At 68.5% G+C, this 25,650-nt stretch carries 21 protein-coding genes; 6 read left to right on the top strand and 15 right to left on the bottom strand.

Annotation, left to right across the window (positions count from 1 at the left end; genetic code table 11):
• Positions 1 to 57: 57 nt before the first annotated feature.
• From RUR49_RS03935 to RUR49_RS03900, 8 genes are all read right to left on the bottom strand, one after another.
• Entirely contained in the window at positions 58 to 1,170 is a 1,113-nt protein-coding gene (locus RUR49_RS03935) for an Ldh family oxidoreductase (RefSeq protein WP_409144987.1), read from the bottom strand.
• A gap of 20 nt (positions 1,171 to 1,190) precedes the next feature.
• The gene (locus tag RUR49_RS03930; protein ID WP_409144986.1) at positions 1,191 to 2,852 is read right to left on the bottom strand and encodes a thiamine pyrophosphate-binding protein; all 1,662 of its coding nucleotides are present in this window, start codon (positions 2,850 to 2,852) and stop codon (positions 1,191 to 1,193) included.
• Positions 2,853 to 2,974: 122 nt separating this feature from the next.
• Positions 2,975 to 4,057, bottom strand: a complete 1,083-nt coding sequence (locus RUR49_RS03925) for an SDR family oxidoreductase (RefSeq protein ID WP_409144985.1) — start codon at positions 4,055 to 4,057, stop codon at positions 2,975 to 2,977.
• Positions 4,058 to 4,132: 75 nt separating this feature from the next.
• A complete protein-coding gene (locus RUR49_RS03920; RefSeq protein WP_409144984.1) occupies positions 4,133 to 5,233 on the bottom strand; it encodes an LLM class flavin-dependent oxidoreductase in 1,101 nt (366 codons plus the stop codon).
• Between the two features lie 131 nt (positions 5,234 to 5,364).
• Positions 5,365 to 6,321, bottom strand: a complete 957-nt coding sequence (locus RUR49_RS03915) for an ABC transporter permease (protein WP_409145017.1) — start codon at positions 6,319 to 6,321, stop codon at positions 5,365 to 5,367.
• Positions 6,321 to 7,328, bottom strand: a complete 1,008-nt coding sequence (locus RUR49_RS03910; RefSeq protein ID WP_409144983.1) for an ABC transporter permease — start codon at positions 7,326 to 7,328, stop codon at positions 6,321 to 6,323. The genes RUR49_RS03915 and RUR49_RS03910 overlap by 1 nt, the downstream gene beginning before the upstream one ends.
• Entirely contained in the window at positions 7,328 to 8,986 is a 1,659-nt protein-coding gene (locus tag RUR49_RS03905; protein WP_409144982.1) for a sugar ABC transporter ATP-binding protein, read from the bottom strand. The genes RUR49_RS03910 and RUR49_RS03905 overlap by 1 nt, the downstream gene beginning before the upstream one ends.
• A gap of 46 nt (positions 8,987 to 9,032) precedes the next feature.
• Positions 9,033 to 10,136, bottom strand: coding sequence for a sugar ABC transporter substrate-binding protein (locus RUR49_RS03900; RefSeq protein ID WP_409144981.1), 1,104 nt, complete (start codon positions 10,134 to 10,136; stop codon positions 9,033 to 9,035).
• Positions 10,137 to 10,584: 448 nt separating this feature from the next.
• Here RUR49_RS03900 and RUR49_RS03895 point away from each other — a divergent pair, with 448 nt between their 5' ends.
• On the top strand, positions 10,585 to 11,493 hold the full coding sequence (locus tag RUR49_RS03895; protein ID WP_409144980.1) for a MurR/RpiR family transcriptional regulator: 909 nt from the start codon (positions 10,585 to 10,587) through the stop codon (positions 11,491 to 11,493).
• Positions 11,494 to 11,509: 16 nt separating this feature from the next.
• Here RUR49_RS03895 and RUR49_RS03890 read toward each other — a convergent pair whose 3' ends face one another.
• Positions 11,510 to 12,034, bottom strand: coding sequence for a flavin reductase family protein (locus RUR49_RS03890; protein ID WP_409144979.1), 525 nt, complete (start codon positions 12,032 to 12,034; stop codon positions 11,510 to 11,512).
• 251 nt (positions 12,035 to 12,285) lie between these two features.
• Here RUR49_RS03890 and RUR49_RS03885 point away from each other — a divergent pair, with 251 nt between their 5' ends.
• On the top strand, positions 12,286 to 13,395 hold the full coding sequence (locus tag RUR49_RS03885) for an LLM class flavin-dependent oxidoreductase (protein ID WP_409144978.1): 1,110 nt from the start codon (positions 12,286 to 12,288) through the stop codon (positions 13,393 to 13,395).
• Between the two features lie 33 nt (positions 13,396 to 13,428).
• Here the strand turns inward: RUR49_RS03885 and RUR49_RS03880 are convergent, their stop codons facing one another.
• Complete coding sequence (locus RUR49_RS03880; protein WP_409144977.1) at positions 13,429 to 14,910, bottom strand: NAD-dependent succinate-semialdehyde dehydrogenase; 1,482 nt, start codon at positions 14,908 to 14,910, stop codon at positions 13,429 to 13,431.
• Between the two features lie 253 nt (positions 14,911 to 15,163).
• Positions 15,164 to 16,039: an NAD(P)-dependent oxidoreductase gene (locus tag RUR49_RS03875; RefSeq protein ID WP_409144976.1), complete on the bottom strand. Its 876-nt coding sequence runs from the start codon at positions 16,037 to 16,039 to the stop codon at positions 15,164 to 15,166.
• 572 nt (positions 16,040 to 16,611) lie between these two features.
• Between RUR49_RS03875 and RUR49_RS03870 the strand changes: the two genes are divergently transcribed.
• The 4 genes from RUR49_RS03870 to RUR49_RS03855 all read left to right on the top strand — a co-directional run bounded on the left by RUR49_RS03870 (position 16,612) and on the right by RUR49_RS03855 (position 21,304).
• Positions 16,612 to 17,751: an alpha/beta hydrolase family protein gene (locus tag RUR49_RS03870; RefSeq protein WP_409144975.1), complete on the top strand. Its 1,140-nt coding sequence runs from the start codon at positions 16,612 to 16,614 to the stop codon at positions 17,749 to 17,751.
• A gap of 454 nt (positions 17,752 to 18,205) precedes the next feature.
• Positions 18,206 to 19,723, top strand: coding sequence for a tripartite tricarboxylate transporter permease (locus RUR49_RS03865; protein WP_409144974.1), 1,518 nt, complete (start codon positions 18,206 to 18,208; stop codon positions 19,721 to 19,723).
• A gap of 35 nt (positions 19,724 to 19,758) precedes the next feature.
• Positions 19,759 to 20,265: a tripartite tricarboxylate transporter TctB family protein gene (locus RUR49_RS03860; protein ID WP_409144973.1), complete on the top strand. Its 507-nt coding sequence runs from the start codon at positions 19,759 to 19,761 to the stop codon at positions 20,263 to 20,265.
• A 13-nt stretch (positions 20,266 to 20,278) separates the two neighbouring features.
• Positions 20,279 to 21,304, top strand: coding sequence for a Bug family tripartite tricarboxylate transporter substrate binding protein (locus RUR49_RS03855; protein ID WP_409144972.1), 1,026 nt, complete (start codon positions 20,279 to 20,281; stop codon positions 21,302 to 21,304).
• 95 nt (positions 21,305 to 21,399) lie between these two features.
• On the opposite strand, the gene RUR49_RS03850 is transcribed toward RUR49_RS03855, so the two are convergent.
• From RUR49_RS03850 to RUR49_RS03835, 4 genes are read right to left on the bottom strand one after another with little or no spacing between them, the layout of a single operon-like run.
• A complete protein-coding gene (locus RUR49_RS03850; RefSeq protein ID WP_409144971.1) occupies positions 21,400 to 22,419 on the bottom strand; it encodes an ABC transporter substrate-binding protein in 1,020 nt (339 codons plus the stop codon).
• 54 nt (positions 22,420 to 22,473) lie between these two features.
• Complete coding sequence (locus tag RUR49_RS03845; protein WP_409144970.1) at positions 22,474 to 23,973, bottom strand: mandelate racemase; 1,500 nt, start codon at positions 23,971 to 23,973, stop codon at positions 22,474 to 22,476.
• A gap of 9 nt (positions 23,974 to 23,982) precedes the next feature.
• Positions 23,983 to 24,747, bottom strand: coding sequence for an ABC transporter ATP-binding protein (locus RUR49_RS03840; RefSeq protein ID WP_409144969.1), 765 nt, complete (start codon positions 24,745 to 24,747; stop codon positions 23,983 to 23,985).
• On the bottom strand, positions 24,747 to 25,580 hold the full coding sequence (locus RUR49_RS03835; RefSeq protein ID WP_409144968.1) for an ABC transporter permease: 834 nt from the start codon (positions 25,578 to 25,580) through the stop codon (positions 24,747 to 24,749). The genes RUR49_RS03840 and RUR49_RS03835 overlap by 1 nt, the downstream gene beginning before the upstream one ends.
• Positions 25,581 to 25,650 lie beyond the last annotated feature (70 nt).

The raw sequence follows: 25,650 nt of genomic DNA, 5'->3' as shown, positions 1-25,650 counted from the left end.
TTCACCCGGCCCTCCCGCTTCCGGCCCTATGCACGGACAGTCCGGCTAAAGCCGGCGTCACGTCTTGATCGGTGCCGAGGAAGTCTTCTCCACCAGCAGGAAGGGAACGCCGGCGCGGCCGCAGATGGCGCGCAGGTGCTCCTCGAGCCTCTGTGGGATCGGGATGCCCGCGACCAGCCGCTCGGCCCGGTTGGCCTCCTCGGGGTCGCCGGCGACCAGCACCGGCCGCGCCGGATCGGCCGGCGGCGTCGCCCTGAGCACGTCGATCGCCTCGTCGAGGTCGTCCTCGAACTCGCCCTCCTCGCGGAAGGCCTTCGGGTCGATGGCGAGGAAGAAGTGACCGATGTTGTCGCCATCCGCCGGCTTCTTGGTGCGCTGGTGGATCGGCGAGAACGAGCCGCCCATCAGCGTCCCACCGAGGATGTGCACGAGCATGCCGAGGCCGTAGCCCTTATGGCTTCCGAGTTCCGGTGTGCCGCCGAGCGGCGTCAGGCCACCTTCCTGGCGCTCGAACAGGAAGGTCATCGCTGCGGCGGCGTCAGTGACGACGGCGCCCGTGTCGTCGACCACCCACCCCGCGGGCAGCGGACGGTTGTTGAGGTCGTAGACCTTCACCTTGTTCACGGCTGCGGTGGTCGTCGCCATGTCGAGCGCGAAGGGCGGGTGCCGCCCGGCCGGCGCCGCGAAGGCGATCGGGTTGGTGCCGAGCACGGGCATCGTCCCATTGGTCGGCACCATCGTGATCATCCGGGTCGAACTCGTCACGAGGCCGATCATGCCGCGGGCCGCCGCGATCCGCGCGTAGAGCCCGGCGGCGCCGAAATGGTGCGAGTTGCGCACGCCGACGAGGCCGACGCCGCAGACCGCCGCCTTGTCGACGGCGAGGTTCATCGCCATCGCAGAGACGGCGTGGCCGAGACCCGCTCCGGCGTCGATCAGGGCGGTGCAGGGCGCGTCGCGGACGATCCGCGGCTCGGCATTCAGCTGCAGCTGCCCGGCGGAGTGCATCGCCTCGTACATCATCAGCATCGAGACGCCGTGCGAGTCGATGCCGAGCAGGTCGGTCTCGACCATCAGGGCGGCGGTGGCGGTGGCACTCGCCGGTGTCGCGCCCCAGCCCTGCAGGATCACCTCGATCTGTTGGCGGACGAGGCCTGCGTCGACGTTCATGTCATCGTCCTCGCTGGGTGTCAGGCGGACCCGGCCGCGGCGCCGACCCCCACGGGCCGCGACTTCGGCAGGATCGCAGCGAGGCTCGTCTCGACGACGATCATCGCACTTCCCGGCGCTGACAGCAGCGCCGGAAGGCGCGCGAGTTCGTCCTCGTGGCGTATCCGCGTCACCGCCATCCCGAACGCCCGGCCGATCAGGTCGAAGTCCGGGTTGGCGAAGCTGGTGCCGACGGTGCGGCCGGGATAGTCGCGCTCCTGATGCAGGCGGATCGAACCGTAGGAGCCGTTCTCCGACAGGATCAGCTTGATCGACAGCCTGCGCTCGATCGCCACCGCGAGCTCGTTGCCTGTCATCAGGAAACCGCCGTCACCGACGAGGCAGATCACCGGCCGCTCCGGCGCGCGCAGCGCCGCGGCGACGGCGGCGGGGACGCCGAAGCCCATCGCTCCGGAAATCGGCGCGAGCAGCCGCTGCGGCGGCGTGAACGGAACGACGCGGTAGACCGGCGCGCCGAAGGTGCCGGCGTCGACGGTGACGATGGCGTCGGCGGGAAGGCTCGCGGCGACCGCCGCGACCACCGCCTCGAACGGCACGCCATCGTCGACCGCCGGCCGGCGAGGCGCCGCGATGTCGCGTTGCACTGCCTTGAGGCGGTCCACCCAGGCCGCGCGGCCGGCGGGTTCGCCTGCCATGGGCGCGCCGAGGGCGGCGATCAGTTCGCGCGGATCGCAGGCGATCGCGAGGTCGGCGGCGAAATGCGTGCCGATCACCGCGGGATCGGAATGGGCGTGGACGAGCGTCATCTCCGGCCGGACGAGCGTCGGGAAGCCGTAGCCCTGGGTGGTGATGTCGGTCAGTTGCGCGCCCAGCACCAGGACGAGGTCGCTCTGCCGCAAGAGCTCCATCTGCGCCGGCGGATTGGAAAGGCCCATGTCGCCGGCATAGAGGCGGTGGGCGTTCGGCAAGAGGTCCTGCCGGCGGAAGCTGACGACGGCCGGCACCTCCCAAGCCTCCAGGAAGGCCAGCAGTGCGGCTCGCCCCCCGTCGCGCTCGAACTCGGGGCCGGCGATCACCAGCGGCCGCTCGGCCGTGGCGAGCAGGCTGCGCAACGTGGCGACGTCTTCCGCGCGCGGGGAGCTGCGCACCGGCGCCTGGCGCCGCACCGGCGCCGACGTTGTCATGGCGGTGAGCACGTCCTCCGGCACCGCCAGCACCACGGGGCCGGGGATGCCGGTGGTGGCGACCTGGATCGCCCGCAGCATCGTCTCGGCGATGCGGGCGGGATCGGTCACCTCGGCCGTCCACTTGGCGATCGAGCCGAACATCTGGTCGAAGTCGATCTCCTGGAAGGCGTCCCGGCGCACGTCGGCGGCCGCCACCTGGCCGACGATGAGGATGAACGGCACCTCGTCCTGCTGGCTGGTGTGGACGGCGATCGAGGCGTTGCAGGCGCCGGGGCCGCGACTGACCAGCGCCACCCCCGGCCTCTGGGTCAGCCGCGCGTCGGCGAGCGCCATGAAGCCCGCCCCCGCCTCGTGCCGGCAGACGACGGTGTCGATGTCGGGCCGCCCGTAGAGGGCGTCGAGCAGGCCGAGGTAGCTCTCGCCGGGGACGCAGAACACGCGGTCGATGCCGTTCAGCACCAGCGTCTCGACGATCACTTCACCGACTGTGGTCATCGGAACTCCGCACAAGGCTTCATCATTCAGGCGAGCCGCCGCCACCATCGATGTGGGCAGGCCGACGGTCGCCGCCGCCGCGATGCACGGCGACGACGACCGGTTCGCCGGGTCGAGGGCGCTCAGAGCTTGCCGACGCTCGTCATGTCGGCCGGCAGGATGCCGAGGCGCTGCAGCTCGGTCAGTTGCTGGATCATCGTGTCCTCGGAATCGAGGCAGTCCTGGAAACCGAACTTCCGTGCCTTGATCGTGCTGGTGATGTTGTCGTAGGGCGTCTTGAAGATGAAGTCGCCGAAATGCCAGGCGGCGATCTTGTCGTAGGCGTAGGGCTTCAGGCCGTGCCGCTTGACGAGGGCGTCCCAGATCGGCGCCTTGTCGGCCATCATCGTCGTCAGCTCGAAGGGCTGCGGATAGCCGAGCGGCATGTCGAAGAACTTCGCCACCGTCTCGAACATGCGCTCCCAGCGGAAGTAGTCGCCGTTCGTGATGTTGAAGATCTCGCCTGCGCACTCCGGCGTCTCCGCCGCCCACTCGGTCGAGCGCGCGAGAATGCGGGCGTCGGTGTACTGGTAGAGCACCTCGTAGTTCTGGCGGGTGCCGGGGAAGACGAGCGGCAGGCCGAGCGACTTGGAAATCAGCGCGTAGACGGCGATGACCATCAGGAGGTTGAACGGGTTGCCCACGGCCGGGCCGATCACCGCCTCCGGCCGGATCGCGGTCCACGACCATGCCTTGCCGACACTCGCCTCGCGCAGGAAGTCCTCCTGGGCGTAGTAGAAATTCGGCGGCATGTGGCGCGGGTCGCTCTCCTTCGCCGGCGTGCGGAACGGGCCGAGGTGGCAGCCATAGGCCTTGCCGCCCTGCATCAGCGTGACGTGGCGCAGCGTGTCGCCGGAGCCGGCCTCCAGGCCCTTGATCAGGTTGACGACGAGCTCACGGTTCGGCGCCACCTGGGCGGCGAGATCAGGCGTCCACTGCAGCGCCGCAAAGACGGCGTGGGTGGCGCCCTTGATGCCACCCAGCGTCTTCAGCGAGGCGGCCGCGTCCAGCAGGTCGACGGAGACGTGCTCGGCCTTCATCGGGAAGTCCGGCTTGCTGCGCGACAGGCCGACCACCGACCAGTCGTCGAGCGTGTCGAAATGCGCGATGACGGTCCGCCCGATGACGCCGACGGCGCCGGCGACGACCAGCTTCTTCTTGGCCATGTCTGCTTTCCCCATGCTTCGATCGGCGCGCGGCAAGGACGGGGCGGCGCGGCGGCGGCTCGGTTCGGTGTCGGTTCAGGCGACGGCGCGGTGCGGCGTGTGGCGGCGGAGCGCCGGCATCACCTCGCCGATGAGGCGGCGCATCGACGCCTTCCACATCGCCTTCTCGTCCCACTCGTGGAAGGTGCAGAGCAGGCCGCCGAACGGCCCGACCTCGTCCCTGAAGTTCGCGAGCTTCTCGGTGACCGTGCGGGCGCTGCCGATGATCACCATCGAGGCCATCACCTTGTCGAGGGTGACGTCCTCCGGCTCGGTGGTCGGCGTCATCGAGAAGATCTTGATCGCGCCGGCGCGCGTCAGCTGCGTCAGCAGGTAGTTGTAGTAGCTCCAGATGGCATTGCCGGGCGTCGCCAGATAGTCCTCGGCCTCGCTGTCGGTCTCGGTGACCAGGATGGTGCGGGCCACCCGCCAGGTCGCCGGGTCGGCCTTGAGCCCTGCCGACTGCGCCCCGGCGCAATAGGACTCCCACTGGCTGCGGACAATCCACGGCGCGTTGAAGTTCGCCGAAATGAGGTGCCAGCCGCGCGCGCCGGCAAGCTTCGCCGTCCCCGAATAGGGCGACATCGCCGAGGTACAGAAAGCCGGGAACGGCTGCTGCAGCGGCTTCGGCATCAGGCCGATCGTCATGTCCGGCTGGTAGGTGTCGCTCGCCTTCACCGACCAGTGCGTGCCCTGGATGTTGAACGGAGCCTCGCCCTCCCAGATCGCCCGGATCATGCCGGCCGACTCGTCCATCATCTCCTGGCGGTTCTTGTCGGTGGTGCCGAACAGCTCGAAGTCGGAGGCGAGCCCGCCCGGCCCGATGCCGAGGATCAGCCGACCATCGCAGAGATGGTCGAGCATCGCGGCGTCCGCCGCGACGCGGGCGGGATGGTACTGCGGCAGGTTGACGACGCCCGACCCGAGCTTGACGTGCTTCGTCTGCGACGCCAGCCCCGTCAGGAACTGCAGCGAATTCGTCACCGGCTCCACCTTGGTGGAGGTGTGCTCGCCGATCCAGAACTCGTCGTATTTCAGCTCGTCCGCGAACAGCGCCGCCTCGACGTCCTGGCGATACATTTCATTGTAGCTCAGCTTCGTCGTATGAAGCGGCATCATGAACAGTCCGAGCTTCATCTGTCGTCTCCCTGGCTTCCCGCGCATCGCGACGTGCCACCGATGCTGCGTTCTGAAATTTTAGACCTGCGTCGACTGCACTTTTTGTTGCTTCATCGGCCGCCACGTTCCCTCGGTGGCGGCGACCGCGGTCAGGTGATCGGGCGGTTGAAGCGGCCGTAGAGGAGGAGCGTGACGAGGATCACCGCGCCGTAGATGATCTGGCGGTGCGGGTCCGGCATCTGCAGCACCGACAGCACGCTCGTCAGCAGCGTCATGAAGACGACGCCGAGAAGCATCCCCGTCACCGATCCGCTGCCGCCCTGGATGCTGGTGCCGCCGATGACGATCGCCGCGATCACCGGCAGCAGGTAGGGATCGCCCATCGTCTGGTAGGCCTGGTTGGCGTAGCCGGCGAGCAGCAGGCCGCCGAGCGCGCTGCACATGCCGGCGAACACGAAGACGAGGATGACGACACCCTGCGTCGCAATGCCGGACAGGTAGGCGGCGCGCTCGCCGTTGCCGATTGCGACAATCGCCCGGCCGATATAGGTCCGCGTCAGCAGAAACGCGGCGACGGCGCTGACGCCGAGCCATACATAGAGTGCGTTCGGCAGCCCCAGCGTGCGGCCGACGGCAAGGCTGCGCATCAGCGGCGAGGCCTCGCCGGGTGGCGCGAAGCCGCCGGTGATGAAGATGCAGAGGCCGAGGATGACGGCGTTGATGCCGAGCGTCCAGATCATCGCCGGCACGCGCAGCAAGGCGACGCCGATGCCGTTGACGAGGCCGATGAAGGCGCCGACGGCGAGCCCGAGCGGCATCGCGAGCTCGGTCGACCAGACCTCCTGCGCCGCGGCGCCGACACCCACCACCGAGGTAGCGGCGATGGCCGCGCTCGTCATCGTCCACGGTATCGAGAGGTCGATCTGGCCGAGCACGATGACGCCGAGCGCTCCCAGCGCCACCACGCCGAGGAACGACGAGATCTGCAGCTGCTGCAGGAGGTAGGTCGCACTCAGAAAGTTCGGCGAGGCGCTCGCGCCCACCGCGATGATGGCGATGATCATCAGGCCGACGATCGTCGTCGGCGAGCGCAGGACGGCAGCCATCACCGGAGCACCTTCAGCTTGTTGCGGCTGGTGATCATCTCGATCGCCCCGACCGAGACGGCAGCGAGCAGCACCAGGCCCTCGAACAGCGGCTGCGCCATCGGCGGCAGGCCGGTGAAGATCATGATCGTGCTGATCGTCCTCAGCAGATAGGCACCGGCGATGACGCCGATCACCGTGCCGACGCCGCCGGCGAGCGAGGCGCCCCCGATCACCACCGCCGCGATCGAGTTCAGCGTGTAGGAGAAGCCGACCGAGGCGTCGCCCGACAGCGTCTGGAAGGCGAGGAACAGGCCGCCGCAAGCGGCGAAGAAGCCGGCCAGCACGTGGGCGAGCAGGCGCGCGCGCTTCGGATTGAGGCCGGACATGAAGGCCGCGCTCTCGTTCGAGCCGATCGCGTAGAGCGAGCGGCCGAGCACGGTGCGCGACAGTGGCCACCAGACGAGGTAGACGACCGCGAAGAGCAGGATCAACGAGGTCGGGAAGAAGCCGAAGGTCTCGTAGGTCAGGAGATCGGACAGCGCCTCGTCGACGTCGCCGCCCGGCGTCGGCCGGACGATCAGCGCGAGACCGGTGTAGATCGCGCCGGTGGCGAGCGTCGCGACGATCGGCTGGATCCGGCCGAAGACCACCGCCACGCCGTTGATCGCGCCGCACAGGCAGCCGACCGCGAGCACGGCGACGACGCCGACGGCGATCTCGAACGGCGTGCCGCTGACGAGTTCCGAGGCGAGCGCGTTCGAAAGCGCCAGCACGGCGCCGATCGACAGATCGAGGCCGCGCGTCACCACCACGAAGAACTGTCCGACCGCGACGAAGGCGAGCGTCACCGCCTGGTTCGCCCACGGCGTCATGCTGGCGACCGCCAGGCCGCGCGGGTGGATGGCGATCAGAACGCTGAACAGAATCGCCAGCACGACGAGCGGCAGGGCGAGGCGCCAGGCGCCGGGCGGCAGCGACAGCGGCGACCGGCGGCGGCGCTCCGGCGAGGCTTCGGCAGCGACCATCAGCGGCCTCCCACGTCCGCAGCGTCGTCGGCGAGCGCGAACGAGGCGCGCAGGATGTTGCGCTCGTTGATGTCGTCGCCGGTGAGCTCGCGCAGGATGGTGCCGCCATAGAAGATGCCGACCCGGTCGCAGAGCCCGATCAGCTCGTCATAATCGGTGGTGTGCAGCACGATCGCCGCGCCCTCGTCGGCGAGCCTTCGCAGCAGCCCGTAGATCTCCGCCTTGGTGCCGACGTCGATGCCGCGCGTCGGATCGCACAGCAGGATCAGGCGCGGGTCACAGGCGAGCCACTTGGCGAGCACCACCTTCTGCTGGTTGCCACCCGACAGCGAGGAGACCGGTGCCCTGGGCGTTGATGCCTTGATCTGCAGACGCTTCATCAGCTCATCGACCAGCCGGCGCTGGCGGCCGGCATCGATCACGCCGAAACGGGTCAGCCGGTCGAGCACGCTGAGGGTGAGGTTGTTGGCGATCGTGAGGGGAAGGTGCAGCCCCTCGCTCTTGCGGTCCTCGGGGACGAGCGCAATGCCGAGTTCCCGGCACTTTGCCTTCCCGGGGCTGCCGATGGTGACCGGGCGGCCGTCGAAGCGGATCTCGCCGCTGACGTTTCGCAGCACACCGAAAAGTGCGAGCAGCGTCTCGTGCTGGCCGTGGCCCTCGAGGCCACCGATCCCGTAGATCTCGCCCGGCCGGACGACGAAGCTCACCTTGTCGATGCGGCCGTCCCAGGTGAGGCCACTCACCTCGAGCAGCGGCGGACCGGAGGCCGGTGCGGGCTTCGGTGGATAGATCTGCGACACCGAGCGCCCGAGCATCAGTTCGACGACCGCGTCCGGCGACCGCGTGCCCTGCGCGAAGGTCTCCACATGCCGGCCGTTTCGGAAGACCGAGCAGGTGTCGCAGAGCGTGTCCACCTCGTGCATCCGGTGGGTGATGTAGAGGATCGACACGCCCTCGTCGCGCTGGCGCCGCAGGATCTGGAACAGCCGGCCGACCTGCTGCTCGCCGAGCGCCGAGGTCGCTTCGTCGAGGATCAAAAGCCGCGGCCGCTTCGCCAGCGCCTTGGCGATCTCGACGAGCTGTGCCTCCGACAAGGTGAGCGAGCGCACGATGTCGGTCGGGTGCACCTCTGAGCCGAGTTCGCGCAACAGCGCCTCAGCGGCCTTCCGCTGCCGGCCGCGGTTGATGAAGCCGACCGGCCCGCTGCCGTGCGCCAGGAAGATGTTGTCGGCCACCGACAGGTCGGGAACCAGCGAGAGCTCCTGGAACACGCAGGCGATGCCAGCGGCCGCCGCCGTCGCCGGCGAGCGCACGGCCAGTTCCTCGCCATCGATCGTCACGGTGCCGGCATCGGGGCGAACGACGCCGGTGAGCACCTTGATCAGCGTGCTCTTGCCGGCGCCGTTCTCGCCGAGGATGGCGTGGATCGAGGCCCGGCGGATCAGGAGGTCGACGGACTGCAGCGCGTTCGTGCCGCCGTAGCTCTTCGAGATGCCGGCGAGCGAGACGAAATCGCCGCCCGCGCCGGCGCTGTGACCGGCGGCGGACGTGATCGGGCCGTCTGGAGCCGGGCCCGCTGCCCGGTGCGACGCAATGGTGGAACTCACGGTCACCGCCCGCAATCGGTGGGAGGGGCCGGCGACGTCGATGACGAGCATCGAGCGTCGCCGGCCGGACGCAACCTTCGTAAGGTCGGCGGGGCGTTTACGTGTTGTCGGGCGTCTGGCTCATGATCTGCTCGGCGGTGAAGTCGATCCCGCAAGCCGGGAAGGAGGTCGCCGCGTAGAAGGTGTTCGGCAGGCTGGTCCAGTAGTTGACGCCGTCCTTCAGCTCTTCGGTCTTGATCGCCGGGATCGCGAGACTGACGAGGCTCGGCATCGGCTCGCCCTTCAGCTGGGCGATCAGCGCCTGCATCGTCACGGCCGACATCGCCGGGGCCTGCGCGGCGGACAGCCCTTGCACCTTCTGCTCGGCCATGATGATGCGCGTGCCGTTCTCGGCGTCGCCGGCGATCGGGATCATCGGCATCTTGGCGTCGATCAGCGCCCGCACGACGCCGGCGCAGCCGTGCTGGCAGACGACGCCGTCAAACTGGCCCTGGGTGGCGAGCACGTCGGCGACCACCTTCTGCACCGTGCCGGTGTCCCAGTTGCCGACCACCTCGGTGACCTGGATGCCGGGCACCTTGTCGAGCACGCTGCGCATGCCGTCATGGTTGTCGCGGTCGACGGAGTTGCCCGGCAGGCCGCGCACCTCGAGGACCTTCGGGTTCTCCTTGCCCTTCAGCCGCTCCACGACGTCCTTCGCCTTGATTTCGCCGAGCTGGAACTGGTCCTCGTTGACCTGAACGATCTCGTCGGTGTCGAGCACGTTGTCGAAGGCAACGAGCGCCACGCCGGCGCGCTTCGCCCGCTTGACGATCGGACCGAAGGAGGTGGCGTTGACGGCGTTCAGCACGATGCCGTCGTAGCCGGCGCCGATCAGGTTATCGAGGGCCGAAATCTGCGCGGCGACGTCGTTGCCGACGCTGATGATCTTGAATTCCTTGAGATCGGCCTTGTTCTCCGGGAGAGCCGCCCATGCCTTGGCGGCCTGGATCATGTTGATCCGCCAGTCATTGCCAACGAACCCGTTGACCAGCGCGATCCGGTACGGGCCGGGCTTCGCTTCCGTCTGGATCGTCTTGGCATTCGGAGCGGGGACGAAGCAGGCCGGGTTATAGGTTTCGGCTGCCGCGACAGGAGCGATCGACATCAGCACGGCTGCCGTCGCCAGCAGCCCGATCTTGCAGGAGAACAAGGAATGCACGACGTTTCCTCCATGACGAGTTTATTTTATTGTCTGGTGGCGCGGGCGACGTGAAACGTCTGGATTTTATACTCAGGTGCCGCGACCTCCCCCCAGAGACAGCGCATCTTACAAGTGGCCGCGCCGGCCAACAACATAAATTGCTGGCGTGCCGTCTCTGCATTCTGTGTTGCGAGACCGCCACGCTGGTGTGAGAGTGCGGCCGTGGTCCTTCCGTCGGCGCGACCCGCCGGAGCGACGCGCGCGACCCATCCTTTCGCGGCCCCGCGGCGGCAACGCGGTCGGCTGCGGGGGACGCCATCGGCGCGACCACCTGTGCGGGTGAACGTCGTTGGACCCGGTGCGGGCACGGTGGCGGATGGGGCAGCGCGTCGCCGCCGGCCGCGAACTGGCGCACCCGGCACCGGGCCGGTAGGGTGGCGCCGCAGCCCTCGAACAAGAGCCGGACATGCCGTCGCCTCTCGCCACGAACACCACGACCCTGCGCAGCACCAGTCCGCGCGATCTGCCCGGCCTTCTCAAGCATACCGACGATCGCCTCGCCCAGTTGAGCCCGCAGTTCCAGCAGGTCGCGCGCTACTTCATCGACAATTCTGACGAGGTGGCGCTGGCACCGGTTCGTGTACTCGCCGGGCATATCGGAGTTCATCCGTCGACCATCGTCCGTTTTGCAAAGCATATGGGCTACGACGGCTTCAAGGAGATGCAGCTGATCTTCAAGGCCGGGATGTACGCGAAGGCTCAGGGCCTGAATTCGCGCATCTCACGCCTCGACCAGCAGCTCGCGGCGCGCGGCAACCAGAAGTCGAGCGACGGTGTGCGCAACATCATCGCCGCCGAGATCACCAGCCTGCAGACGCTGCTGGAGCGCCTGTCGATGGAGGAGCTCGAGCGCGCGGTGAAGCTGCTGGTCGCCGCCCGCATCGTCTGGGTGGTCTGCGGCCTGGACGGGATGGCCGTCGGCGCGCACCTGACTCGAATGCTGACCCTGTTGCCGCGCGATGCCAGACTGCTGGAGGCCGGCAGCGCCCGATCGGCCGAGGCGATCCATCTCGCGAGGGCCGGCGACGTCATCGTCTTCATCGAGATATCCCACGAGCGCTCCGACGAAACCCTCGCCGAGATCGCCGTGGCGCTCCGCGCCAACTGCAAGCTGATCGTCATCGGCCCCGATCCGCGGCCGCGCGAGGACGGCCATGTCACCTTGCAGGCGTCGACCAACAGCACGCAGCCGGTGCCGACGCTGGCCGGCCCGCTGACGCTGGTGCACATCCTCGGCATGCAGGTCGCCAACCGCACCAACCCGAGCCGCTTCCAGCTGCCGGACATGGCCCAGTTCGATCCACTCGGCTGGTGACGCCGGCACCGCCCCGTCAACCCGTCGCGAGCAGGCGCTCGGAGAGCGGCGTCGGGGCGCAGAACTGTCGCTGGTGGTAGACGAGCGGCATGCCGGCATCGTCGCATCTCGTCTCGACAACCCGGCCGATGTAGATGGTGTGCGTCTCAGTTGCCATCTCGGTCTCGAGCTCACAGTCGAAGGCGGCGATCGCCGAGGGCAGCACGGGCGCCCCGGTGACGAGCTCCGTCCACGGTTCGCCGGCGAAGCGGACGGCCCCCTTCGAGCCGTCCATCGCCGCGAACCGCTCGGCGACCCACTGCTGGTCGTCGCCGAGGATATTGACCGAGAAGCTGCGCGTCCCGGCGATGACGTCGTGCGCCTCGGCGGAGCGGTTGACGCAGACGAGGAGCCGGGCCGGAGAGGCGGAGAGACTGCAGACGGCCGTCGCCGTCAGTCCGCGGCGCAGGTCGCCCCGGCCGGAGGCGATGACCGCGACGCCGCCGGCGAGCTGGCGCATCGCGCGCTTGAAGCCGGCTTCGACTGCCTCGACGTCGACCATCTGCGATCTCCGCTCCCCCGGTATCCGCCCGTTGCGCCCCGCGAGGCCCACCTCCCGTCTACCCGGTCTCGCCGCGGCGTGCAACGGATTGTTCAAAGATTGCTCTTTGGATTTTTTGTTGCATATCGATCCGGAAGGCCCCGTCCACGGTGAGGGCGGCTTGCATCGCGGGGTGCCGTTGGTACTGTCCGAGCCGTCGCTGCCGTCGGCCATCCGCCGGATTCCAGGCAGCTTCCGGAGCCCGACGTCTGATGCATCTGGGTCTCTTCATGATGCCGATCCACATGCCGGGGCGGCGGCTGCGGGACATGCTCCACGAGGACACGGAGAAGATCGTGTTCTCCGAAAAGCTCGGGTTCTCGGAGGCGTGGGTCGGCGAACATTTCTCCGCGACGACCGAGCCGCTGACCTCGCCGCTGATGTTTCTCGCCTCGCTGCTGCCGCTGACGAGCCGCATCAAGCTCGGCACCGGCGTCATCAACCTGCCGAACCACCACCCGGCGATCGTCGCCGGCGAGGTGGCGCAGTTCGACCACATGAGCAACGGGCGTTTCCTGTTCGGCATCGGCCCCGGCGGCCTCGCCAGTGATCTCGAGCTGTTCGGCAATCAGGACCCGCTGCTGCGCGGCGAGAAGATGCTCGAGAGCATCGACATCATCCTGAAGATCTGGTCGCAGGACCCGCCCTACCAGATCAACGGGCGCCACTGGGACATCGAGATCCAGCGCGCCATCGTGCCGTCGCTCGGTGTCGGCTACATGCCGAAGCCACTGCAGCAGCCCCATCCCCCGATCGCGGTCTCGGCGATGAGCCCGAGCTCGGCGAGCGTCAAGACGGCGGCGATGCAGGGCTGGATTCCGATCAGCGCGAACTTCATTCCCGCCGACAGCGTCGCGACGCACTGGGGGAAGTACCTGGAGGGTTGCCGCGAGGCCGGCCGCCGCCCCAACGGCGAGGAATGGCGTGTCGCCCGCAACATCGTCGTCGCGCCGACGGCAGCGGAGGCGAAGGAACGCGCGCTGGACCCGCGGGGCAGTACGCATTTCTACTACAAGTATCTTTGGGAAGGCATGAAGAACAGCGGCTATACGATCGCCATGCGGCCGCATCGGGACATGTCGGACGACGACGTGACGATCGAGGGCCTGATCGAGCACATGGTGATCTACGGCACCCCGAAGACGGTGCTGGACCGGCTCGTCGCCTTCCGCGACCAGGTCGGCCCGTTCGGCACGCTGCTGCTCGCCGCCATGGACTGGACCGGCGTCAACGAGGCGCGCGAACGCTACGGCATGACGGAGCTCGCCGAGCGTATCATGCCTGCCTTCTCCCGCCACGCCGCCACGACGGTGCACGCCTGACCGGCGGGCGCCGGTCCGGGGCGGCGCGCAGGTTCACGCCGTCATGTGGGTGACGTAGCGGGTCTCGAGGTAGGCCTCGATCCCTTCGATGCCGCCTTCGGCACCGAACCCGCTGTCGCGGGTGCCGCCGAAGGGCGTCTCCGACGAGGCGATCTGGTAGTGGTTGATCGCCAGCATGCCGGAGCGGACACGGCGGCGCAGATGCTCGGCGGTCTTGTTCGAATCCGTGAAGCAGTATGCGGCGAGCCCGTAGTCGAGCCGGTTCGCCTCGGCGATCGCCTCGTCGATATCGTCGAAGGCGTTGATCGCCGCGATCGGGCCGAACACCTCCTCGTTCATCATCCGGGCGGCCGTCGGCACGGCGCCGAAGACCGTCGGCTGGAAGAAGTAGCCCGGCCGGTTGAGACGGTGCCCGCCGGCGTGCCGTGTCGCGCCGCTCGCCGCAGCGTCGGCCACGAACTCCTCCATCGCCGCGAGCCGGCGCGGGTTGGCGAGCGGCCCCATGCCGGTGTCCGGATCGACGCCCTCGCCGACCTTCAGGGCATCCGCCGCGGCAACGAAAAGCTCCAGGAAGTGGTCGTAGTGCTGGCGCTGCACGAGGAAGCGGGTGGGTGACACGCACACCTGCCCGGCGTTGCGGAACTTGGCGACGGCGCCGAGCGTCGCCGCCCGCTCGACATCGGCGTCCCTGGCGACGATCACCGGTCCGTGGCCGCCGAGTTCCATCGTCACCCGCTTCAGCGCCCGGCCCGCCTTGGCCGCGAGGTCGCGGCCGACCGGCACCGAGCCGGTGAAGGTGATCTTGCGGATCACCGGTGATGCGATCAGGAAATCGGAAATCTCCGCCGGGCGGCCGTAGACGACGTTCAGCACGTCCGACGGCAACCCGGCCTCGAACAGCGCCTCCGCCAGCAGAAGCACCGTCGCCGGGGTCTCCTCGGCGCCCTTGATCACCACGGAGCAGCCGGAGGCGAGCGCCGGCGCGAGCTTCTGCACGGCCGTCCAGGCGGGAAAATTCCAGGGCGAGAAGGCCGCCACCGGGCCGAGCGGAACCTTGTAGGCGGTCTGCGTCACGACGTTCGAGCGCGCCGGGATCACCCGCCCGTAGACGCGCCGGCCCTCCTCCCCCGCCCACTCCAGCGCTTCCGCCGTGCTCGTCCACTCTGCGCGGGCGAGGGCGACCGGCTTGCCCTGCTCCAGCGTCAGCGTGTGTGCGAGATCGTCGAGGCGGGACCGGACGATCCGCGCGGCCTCGCGCAGCACGTTCGATCGCGCCAGCGGCGCAGTCTCGGACCACGCCTCGAACCCGCGCGCCGCCGATGCCACCGCCGCTTCGAGCTCCGCCCGGCCCGCGATCGGCAGCTGGCCGAGGTCCTCCTCCGTGGCGGGATTGACGACCGCGAGCGTTCCCTCGCCGGTGCGCTCGATGCGCCGGCCGGCGATGCGCAGAACGAGTTCGGGGAAGCGGACGTCGCGGGCCGGCGTGCGGTGGGTCGTGCTGTCGACGGCTGCCATCGTCGTCACATCCTGTTGTTGATTGAAGCCGCCGACAACCCCGCGGCGTTGCCTTGCCACGGCCGGGCCGCAGCGTGTTCCTTACACACTCCCCCGTCGTCCCGCAATTTTTTGTTCCGGCCAAAGCTTCCGCACTTTACGGTGCAAGCCCGGCGAACCATGGTCGCCCACCGACGACGGCCCTCCCCTCGCCGCCCCGCCGGAGGTCGTCTCGGGCGCGGAGGGAGCGCCGCCGGGAAGCCCGCCCGTCGCCTCAGTCGAGCGCGGCGCGGCGCAGGCCGACCGCCGTCAGACCGGACCAGTCCTTGCCCTCGCCGCCATGGGCGAGCGCCTCGAGATAGATGTCGCGCAGCGCACTGGCGAACGGCAGCGCGGCGTTCACCGCCTCGCCAGCGTCGAGGGCGAGCTTGGCGTCCTTGAAGCCGAGGCGCATGTCGAAGCCCGGCGGTTCGAACTCCTGCGCCCCGATGAACTTCGAATAGATGCGGTAGATCGGCACGTCGAACAGCGAGCCGACGACGGTGTCGAGGACGGTCTGCGGCTCGAGCCCGTAGGCCTTCGCCAGCACCGAGGCCTCGCCCATCGCCTCCAGCATGCAGGCGACCATCAGGTTGCCGGCGATCTTGGCGACATTCGCCTGGCGCGGATCGGGACCGAGGCGCCAGGTCTTCTTGCCCATGGCGTCGAACAGCGGCTGCACGCGGGCGATCGCCGCGTCGTCGCCGGCCGCCATGATGTTGAGCTGCCGCTCCGCCGCCATCTCCGGCCGGCCGAACACAGGCGCCGCCACATAGGCGACACCGCGCTCGGCGTGGAAGGCGGTGAGGTCGGTGGCGCAGTCGACCGAGGCGGTCGCCATGTTGATGTGGACGGTGGCGGACCCGCCCTCCGGCAGGATGCCGCCGGGGCCGAAGACGGCGCGCATCGCCTTGTCGTTCGGCAGCATCGAGATGACGGCGTCGCCGCCGAAGGCGTCGGCCGCGCTGGAGGCCGCCTGCGCGCCCGCCTCGACGGCCGCGGCGACGGCCTCGGGCGCCGCGTCGAAGGCACGGACACGATGCCCGGCGCGCACGAGGTTGGCGATCATGACGCGGCCCATGCGGCCGGCCCCGATGAAGCCGACATCCATCTTGTCGAGGGTCCTTTCCCTGGCGAGCCCCCACGGGGACGGGGTGCAATCGTTTGCTCCTGCTTTGCAGAGCCTTGCACGCCCGCGGTATGCGGTTCAAGTCGCCACCGGCGGCACTTGCCAGACAACGCCATTGTGGCGGCGTTCAGAGTGAACCTGCTCGCGAAGTGGTGCGATGTGGACAGTGTTGTTCGGAGATCGGCCGCATGCTGGCCTGGGATATGAAGCCGATCCAAAGGCGAGGACTTCGAGAGAGCCGTGAGACGCGGCTTTTGGAACTGTCGCTTTCGGCGCATGACGCGACATCGACACGGGGACCTCTGCCAGTGCTGCACATCGGGCGCCCTCCCGGTCGGCGTTTTCGTCGCTCCGTCTGCCGGTCAGGCGAGGTCGCGCATCACCGCCTCACGCGCCCGCGTGCCAGCGTTCACTAACTCGTACGAGTGTATGAATCTCCGTTGACGTCGCGCACGGCCGTTGCTTAACTGCAGTCAGGCAGGGCTCGCTGGGACGGGGATCAGGTTTCGAGACGTAGTCTGCGCCTGACGGCAAAGAAGAATCGAGGATGGCGCATGACGACTGCCGCCGAAGGTCGGGCCATCGAATCGGATGAAAATCCGTTTGTCGTCACGCCCAGGGGGTTCTACCGGCGCTGGCTGATGACCCTGGACGACCACGACGAGGTCCGGCGGCTCGTCGACAGCCTCGAAGCGTCCACAGAGGACAAATGGGTCCCCGTCTGGCGGAATGCCGGCCGCTCCTACGAGGAGGCGGGCGACCGGCTCGAGGCGGATCGCGACTATGACGGCGCCCGCCGCGCCTACCTTACAGCCAAGACCTACTATGCCATCGCCCGGTTCCCCTGGGAGCTCTCGCCGCTGAAGCGGGAGGTGAGCCAGGACTGTTCGCGCGCCTTCCGGAAGGCGAACGCCCACGTCGATCCGCCCATGCACTTCGTCGAGATACCCTGCGAGGGCAAGACGATCCGGGCATTCTACCGGGCGCCGCGAGCGACGCGGAAAGTGCCCGCCATCCTCGTGATGTGCGGCTCGGACGTCTTCAAGGAGGATCGCGCCTGGGCGGCGGAGATGGCGCTCGACAGCGGCCTCGCCGCCCTCGTCATGGATGCCCCCGGCACCGGCGAGAACCCGTTCCCGTGGGATCCCGCATCGGTGAAGGCGTGGATGGCGGCCATCGACTGGCTCGCCGCCCGCCCTGAAGTCGACCCCAGGCGCATCGGCGCCTTCGGCACGAGCCGCGGCGGCTACTCGGTCATGCAGCTCGCCGGCGCCTATCCGGAAATGGTGAAGGCCGTCGTCGCCTCCGCCGGCCACCCCTTCGGCTACGAGCTCCCGCCAGACGAGATGGACTGGGTGGTCGAAGGGCGCAATCGCCGCTCGCTGTTCGTCTATGGCCCGCCCGGCAGCCCTCCGACGTTTCCGCGCTGGTCGAAGGAGCGGGAGAACGAGATCTTCGACAAGTGGGCCCTGTCGAAACTCGGCCTCGTTGATCGCATCACCATGCCGATCCTGATGATCAACGGAAAGCACGACGTGCTGGCGCCGATTGGCAACATCTACTTCATGCTGGAACATGGACCGGTGACGGGACGTGAGGCGCGCATCTATCCGGACGGGGGCCACGGCGCGGGCAAGTACCAGAAGATCTGGCGCCCCGCCGCCTTCGAGTGGCTGGCATCGAAGCTCTCCTGATGAGGGGTCCGGCAATGGGCGACGCTCCCCCGGTTCCACGTTGCCCCGCCGGCGACGCCTTTGCCGCGGCGCCGATCCTCTGGGTCGAGGGCAAAGTCGCCTCGCCGGGCCTCGAGAACCAGCCGGACCGCGCGGGGAACTCGCCCCGGCAGCGCACGCGTCTATCGCCACGCCGAGGTCCAAAGGACTACGTTACTTGCCACGCACTCCAGTTGCCGGCCCTTATAGTCGCGCATATACACTCATGAGACAATAATACGGCAGCGATCGACCGAACCACTTGAATATTGGCTCGATCGAAACGTGCGTTCAAGAAAGAGTGGGAGGGAACTACATTGCAGTGCACGCGCACGATGATTTTGTGCTGCGCCACGAAGCCTGTTGATGGCCTCGGCGGGATTGGTCGACGCGGCATGACCGGCAGTGGTGTTGCCGTTCAGACGAGCAACGAGCGATGCTGAGCGCAGCGATCGAAGGCCTCCTCGCGCTGTTCACGGCGCAGTCCCTGCTTTTTCTCGTCCTCGGCGTTCTGTTCGGCATCCTCATCGGCTTCCTGCCGGGCCTCGGCGGTGTCGCGGCGATGGTGCTGCTGCTGCCATTCATCTTCGGCCAGGATCCGGCGGCGGTGATGGCGCTGCTCCTCGGCGCGCACGTCGCGACGATCTACAACGACGGCATCACCAGCATTCTCTTCAACGTTCCGGGCGCCTCGAAGGGCATCGCGCTCTGCTTCGACGGCTACCCGATGACCCAGAAGGGCCAGGGCAAGCGGGCGCTCGGCGCCGCGGCGATGGCCTCCATGGTGGGTGGGCTCACCGGCGTCGTCTTCCTGATCGCTATCCTGCCGGCCACCCGGGCGATCATGCTGTCGCTCGGGCCGCCGGAATACTTCGTGATGGGGCTCTGGGGCCTCGCCGTCATCGCGGTGTTTTCCGAAGGGTCGGTGCTGCGCGGTCTCGCTGCGGGTGGCCTCGGGCTCCTGTTCGCCTTCGTCGGCCAGAACCCAATCACCGGATCGGACCGCTTCACCTTCGGCATTCTCTACCTGCACGAGGGCATCGATTTCGCGGTCGCGGCGATCGGTCTCTTCGCGATCTCGCAGATGCTCGTGTTCTACCGGCGTGGTGGCACCGCCGTCACGAGTTCCCTCACCGGCGACACCAGCACGGTCTGGGAAGGCGTGCGCGACGTCTTCCGCCACAAGAAGCTCGTTCTGCGCTCGAGCCTTCTCGGCATCTTCGTCGGCGTGCTGCCGGGCCTCGGCGGCGACGTCGGCGCCATCGCCGCCTACGGCCAGGCCGCCACCACCTCCAAGGAGCCCGAGAGCTTCGGCAAGGGAAACGTCGCCGGGGTGATCGCGCCGGCGACGACGCTCGGCGCCAACGAGGGCGGCGGGCTGCTTCCGACCCTCGGCTTCGGCATTCCGGGCGGCGAGAGCATGGCGATCCTGCTGGCGGCCTTCATCGTCGTCGGTGTCGTGCCGGGCCCGCAGATGCTGACGACCGGCCTGCCGCTCGTCTTCACGATGATCTGGACGATCGTCTTCGCCAACATCCTGACCACCGGCATCGGCCTCTTCACCGCGCCCTATTTCGCCAGGCTGACGGCGTTGCCGACCAACCTCTTGGTGCCGTTCGTGCTCGTCGTCTGCTTCGTCGGCGTCTACGCGATCAACCAGCAGCCGATGGACATCGTCGCCGCCGCCATCTTCGGCGTCATTGGCTACGCGCTGCGCGTCCACCGCTACTCGCTGGCGAACGTCGCGATCGGCTTCGTCCTCGGCACCATCCTCGAGCGATACCTGCACATCTCCCTCACGCTGCACGGCCCGTTCTTCTGGCTGACGCGGCCGGCGACGCTGCTTTTGCTCATCTTCGTGGTGGTGACCGTCGCCTGGCCGTTCTGGCGCATGTGGCGGCGCAAGAAGCTCGGCATCGCGGCACCGACGCGCAGCCTCGACGAGGACCGCTGACCATGCGATGGCGCCTTCCCCAGGGGATCACGGTGATGGACCTCGTGGTCCTCGCCGTCTTCGTCACGGCGGCCTTCATCGCCAGCGAGTACACGGCACGGGCCCGCATGGTGCCGGTCATCGTCACCATCGGCTCGGCGATGTTCCTCCTGGTGCACATCGGGCTGCAGATCCGGGGGGCCTCCCTCGACATCGACCAGCGCGAACTGATGGGGCGCGACGTGCGGCGGGCAGCCGAGACCGCCGAGGCGGAGGAGCAGGCGCTCGCCGCCCACGACGGCCGGCAGATCGTCACCTACCAGGGCGGCTCGCTCGCCAGCGGGCTGGCGATCATCGCCGGCTTTCCGGCGCTGATCTTCCTGGTCGGCATGTTGCCGGCGGTGTTCCTGTTCACCTTCGGCTTCCTGTTGTTCATCAGCAAATTCGGGCTCGTCCGCTCGCTGCTGGCCGCTGTCGCCACCGAGGTCGTCGTCTACGGGCTCTTCGTGGCGGCCCTCGGCGTGAGGATGAACCAGGGCATCCTGTTGACGCTGCTTTCTTGAAAGGGAGGAAAAAATGAAAAATCTCACGAGACGCCTTGTCCTGCTGGCGGCCGGAGTTGCCGTCGCCGCCTCGACGTTCGCCTTGCCGCCCGCGTTCGCTCAGGATGCCGACAAGCCCTTCGCCGGCAAGACGTTCCGGCTGATCGTGCCGCACTCGGCCGGCCGCGGGCTCGACAGCTACGCGCGCATGATCGCGCCCTACATCGTCAAGCACTCCGGCGCCGAGGGCATCCAGGTCGAGAACATGGTCGGCGCCGCGAGCGTCATCGGCAACAACGCCATGTGGTCGAGCGCCCCCGACGGCCTGACCATGTCGTTCACGGCGATGCCGTCGGTGATCCTCGCGGATCTCTCCGGCAACGAAGGCGTCCAGTACAAGATCGACGAGATCACCTATCTCGGCCGCTCGTCCTCGCAGCCCCGCCTCTTTCTCGTCGGCAAGAACTCGACGATCAAGAGCGCAGAAGAATTGAAGACGCTCGACCGCCCGTTCATCTATCCGGTGCAGGGGACGGACGAGGACTTCTACATCATCAACACCTTCGCCGATGCCATCGGCCTGAAGCTGGCGCTGGTGACCGGCTACGAGGGGGCCTCGGACTCGAACCTCTCCGTCTTCAACGGCGATACCGACGGCGTCCTGCTCGCCCCGTCCACGGCCGCCGCGATCATCGAGGCGGGCGACTTCGTCCCGCTGATGTCCATGACGAGCGAGCGGTTGCCCGCCTACCCGGATGTTCCGGCCGTCACCGAGATCGCCGGCAGCGACAACGCCGCGCTCAACGCGATGATCGCGGTGCTCAGTCTCGATCGCGGCTTCCTCGCCCCTCCGGGCATGGACGAGGCGACGACGGCGGCGCTGCGCAAGGTGATGGACGCGGTTCACACCGATCCCGAACTCATCGCCCAGGCCGAAAAGGTCCGTCTGCCGATCATGTACGAGAACGGCGCCGACGTGGAAGCCAAGATCGATGCGATCTACAAGGCCTCCGACGTCGTCGTCCCGGCGCTCGAGACCGCGCGCAAGCGCCTCGAGTAGTCAGACTGCCGCCCCGCCGCCGCAGGGCGGCGGGGCTCATCATCTCGCCGCCAGGCTGCTCCCCCGGGGAGACCCGGAGGGCAGTCCTGCAGCCCTCAGGGCAGGCGGATGGCCGGGTCGAGCAGGTCGTTGGTGAACGACGCGTCGACCGTCGGGATCTCGATGCCGAAAATCGAGCCGATCGTCGTGGCGTCGGCCTCGACGTGCTTCGCGTCGAAGGCGCCGAGGGCCACCGTGCGGTTGGTCTCGGATTCCATCAGCGTCTCGACGCGGCGCCAGTTCTTCAGGACGTCCTCCGGCTTCTGGCTGGTCGCCTCGGCGAGCGCGCGGGTGCACGGCTCGGGCTCCTTGAAGCAGGCGAGGAACGCCTTCTGCGACACCTGCACGAAGGCCTTCGCCACCTCCGGCTTGTCCTTCAGGAACGCCGGGTTGGCGATGATCGAGAGGCCGTAGGGGTTGAACTTCGTGTCCTTCAGGAGGACGAAGCCGAGGTCTTCGCCGAAGGTGGTCTCGTAGACGTCGTGGACGGAATACATGTGCTGGGTGAAGTCGATGACGCCCGACTGCAGCGAAGCGACCTTCGCCTCCGGGGCGATGTTGACCCAGGTGACGCTATCGGCCGGCACGCCGATGGCGTCGGCGATCGCCGGCCAGATCTGGCGGACGGCGTCGCCGGGCGGACTGCCGATCTTCTTGCCGGCGAGGTCGGCCGGCGAGCCGATGCCGGCGCTCTTCTTCCAGTAGAGGCCGAAGGCCGTGTTGGAGTAGATCGCCATGATGCCGGTGACGTCGACGTCCTTGGCGCGCGCCTGCAGCACGTTGGTGAAGTCGGCGATGCCGACCTGGTTCTGGCCGACGGCCACCTTCTGGATCGCGACGGCGGTGCCGCGGCCGCTCTCGATCTCGAGGTCGATGCCGGCCTGCTCGTACCAGCCGAGCGACTTCGCGTAGTAGTAGGGGCTGTGGTCGCCCTGGGCGACCCAGTTCAGCACGAAGTTGACCTTCTCGGCCGCGCTCGCACCGCCGGTCGGCAGAACGGTCGCGGCGGTGAAGAGGGCCGTCGCGAGGCCGGCGGCGAGCGTCCCGGTCTTGGCCTTCGATGTCGGCTTCATCATCTCATCCTCCCTACTTCGTTTATTGGAACCGTGATCTGTGATCCGTGATCATGGTCATGGGTGTTGCGTGTTGCCGCCGCCGCCGGTCAGTTCAGCGCCAGTGCCCGCTCCGTCATTGGCGGTTCCCGCCATGGCGGGACTGTCAGGAACGATCACAGGAACGGCGGTGCCGAAGCCGGCGGCGGCGCTGACGGTGCCGAGCGCGACGGAGCCGCCGGTGATGTGCAAACGGCCGCCGGCGTAGAGATCGCCGTGGACGGTTGCGAAGGCGTCGCGCTCCGCCGCCGGCAGCCGCGATAGGCCCGGACCGTAGTGGTGGCCGTTGCGCTCGCTGTCTTCGAGCCCGAGGAACGACCACAGCGCCAGGTTCTGGTGGAGCGCATGGCCCGCCTGGGCGCTGAGGTCCTCGGCAGAGAGCAGGAAGCCCCCTGCCCCGTTTCCCCCTGCCCCGCGAGCTTCGGCGTTCCACGCCTCGGCCCGGGCCGCGTTGACGAGGGACTTGTAGAAGCCCTTGCAGGTCTTCACGGAAACGCCTCGGTAGCCGCACCGACGCGCCTCGAGCGCGGCGCCGTAGCCGTCGTCGGACTCGTCGATGATGATCGGCTTTGACGCAGACAGCGCCGCGACGTCACCGGCAAGCGCGCGGTGGCGCGGCAGCGGCTGCTCGACATAGTCGACGGACGCCCACAGCCGCCGCAGCCGCGGCTCCGCGGCGACGGCGGCGTAGAATTCGGCGAGCGCGCCGGCGTCGGCGAACTGTTCGTTGGCATCGAGGGTCGCGCCGTAGGCCGGCAGCGCCCTGTCGAGCAGGTCCGCCACCGCCGTCAGGCGCGCGATGTCGGCGGCGACAGTGCCGCTGAGCTTGATCTTGTAGCGGCGGACGCCGTCCGCGGCGATCACCTCCGACAGCGCCACCGGCCAGCCGTCGTCCGGCCGCCCGCCGGGGCGAACGTCGGCGGACCGCAGCGGGTCGTCGAAGCCGACGGTGTGTCGGATGGCGGCGCGGTCCAGCGGCTCGCGCGCGGCGAGCCAGCGGCCGGCGTCGACGGCGGCGAGATCGGGGGCGAACAGGGCGAAGTCCAGCCCGACGGCGTTGGCGTGGAACATCTCCGTCAGCGACCGGCCCTCGAGCCGACAGAGCGCGTCGACGACGGCGCGGTCGACGAGGGAGACGCCGAAGGCATCGACGAGGCCGTTTCCGGCCGGGCGGCGGCGGTGGCGGACGTGGTCGATCGCCACCGCCACGGAGAGCCGCGCGGGCGTCATCGCCTCGCCCACCTCGGACGCCGAGCGGGCGGCGGCGTCGGTGGCGTCGCGCAGTTGGTCGAAATTGTCGGCGTGGCTGAGCGCTAGGTCCTTGTCGAACCACTTCGGCGCCGCGAGCTCGGCCGAAAACCCCTCGGCGCGGCGTCCGTCGGCCGTCTCGACAACGACGCGCAGCACGATCTCCGGCGCCGCCTCCAGCACCACGCTGCCGTAGTGGAACGGCAGGCGGAAGCGCACCGGGCGCTCGAACGCCTCGGCCTCCCGCACGGTGATGAGGAGCGCGGTCACCGGCACCGCTCAGTGCATGCCGAGCAGCGCGTAGATGCGCCGCGTGTAGGCCCCGAAGACGTCGTGGGTCTTCATGTCGAGGGTGCGCGGATAGGGCAGCTCGACCTCGAAGCGGTCGGCCATGCGCGCCGGGCCAGCCGTCAGCACGGCGACGCGGGAGCCGACGAACACCGCCTCCTGGATGCCGTGGGTAACGAAGATGATGGTCTTGCCGCTCTCCTTCCAGATGCGCAGCAGCTCGAGGTTCATCTTCTCGCGGGTGAGCGCGTCGAGCGCCCCGAACGGCTCGTCCATCAGGACGAGCTTCGGGTCGTGGACGAGGGCGCGGGCGATGGCGGCGCGCTGCTGCATGCCGCCGGAGAGCTCGTAGGGGTACTTCTGCTCGAAGCCGGCGAGGCCCACCATCGCCAGGAGATCGCGCGCCCGGTCGCGGGCCGGCTTCATCGGCAGGCCGAGGATTTCCGCCGGCAACAGCACGTTGTCGAGGATGCGCCGCCACTTCAGGAGCAGCGCCTGCTGAAAGACCATGCCGACGTCGCGCTTCGGGTCGAAGGGAAAGGCGGCGTTGCCGATCCTGACCGTGCCGGCGTCGTAGGAGTGCAGGCCGGCGAGGATCTTGAGGAGCGTGGTCTTGCCACAGCCGGACGGCCCGACCAGCGAGACGAGTTCGCCGGGCTGAATGTCCATCGTCACGTCGGAGACGGCGAGGAAGTCGCCGGCGCGCGTCTCGTAGACCTTGCGGACGCCGTCGAGGTGGATGAAGGGCTCGCCCATCACGCGTCCTCCGCCCGGGCGTCGCCGACGACGCAGACGGCTTCGAGCGCCAGCACCGCGCCGTAGAGCGCCATGCCGATCAGCGTGATGAGGATCAGCGACATGAACATCGCGGCGGTGTCGAGGCTCGCCTGGACGCTCAAGAGCAGGTAGCCGAGGCCCTTCTCCGAGCCGATGAACTCGCCGACGACCGCACCGGCCACCGCCAGGATGGCGGCGACCTTCATGCCGGAGAAGACGTAAGGAAGCGCGCTCGGCAGCTGGATCTTGACGAACACCTGCCAGCGCGTGCCGTGCAGGGAGCGGACGAGGTCGAGGAGATCGGGCTCGACTTCCTTCAGGCCACGGACGGTGGTCAGCACGATCGGGAAGAAGCAGATGGTGAAGGCGATCACCATGTTCGGCACGATGCCGTAGCTCAGCCAGACGACGAACAGCGGCGCCATCGCCACCTTCGGGATCATGTTGAGGGTGACGAGCAGCGGCATCAGCAGGTTGCGCAGCGGCCGGAACCAGGAGAAGGCCAGCGCCAGCGCGATGCCGACGGCGACGGCCAGGACATAGCCGCCGAACACCTCGGCCGAAGTCGTGCCGATGTGGAGGCCCCAGTTGTAGCTCGGCTGCCAGAGCGTCTCGAGCACCGCCATCGGCGAGGGCAGGATGTAGGCCGGCAGGCGCATGCTCGCGACCTGCCAGAGAGCGAGCAGCGCCAGGTGCGAGAGCACCGCCGGCAGCGCGCGGACGAACCACGCGCCGACGGCGGCCGCGTCGACACCGCGCCGCTCCGGGGCTGTGCCGGCAGTGTTGCCGGCGTCGAGGGTGGTGGGCGACATGGGCGGCAGGGCCTCCGCGTCGGTCGTGCGGTTTCGCGTGGGTGGGAAGAGCAGCGAGCGGGGGACGGCC

This window comes from Pseudoxanthobacter sp. M-2 (assembly GCF_046156265.1).
Classification (GTDB): Bacteria; Pseudomonadota; Alphaproteobacteria; order Rhizobiales; family Segnochrobactraceae; genus CAMDHY01.
The sequence above is the reverse complement of the archived record's forward strand: the minus strand, read 5'-3'. Positions and strand labels throughout refer to the sequence as shown.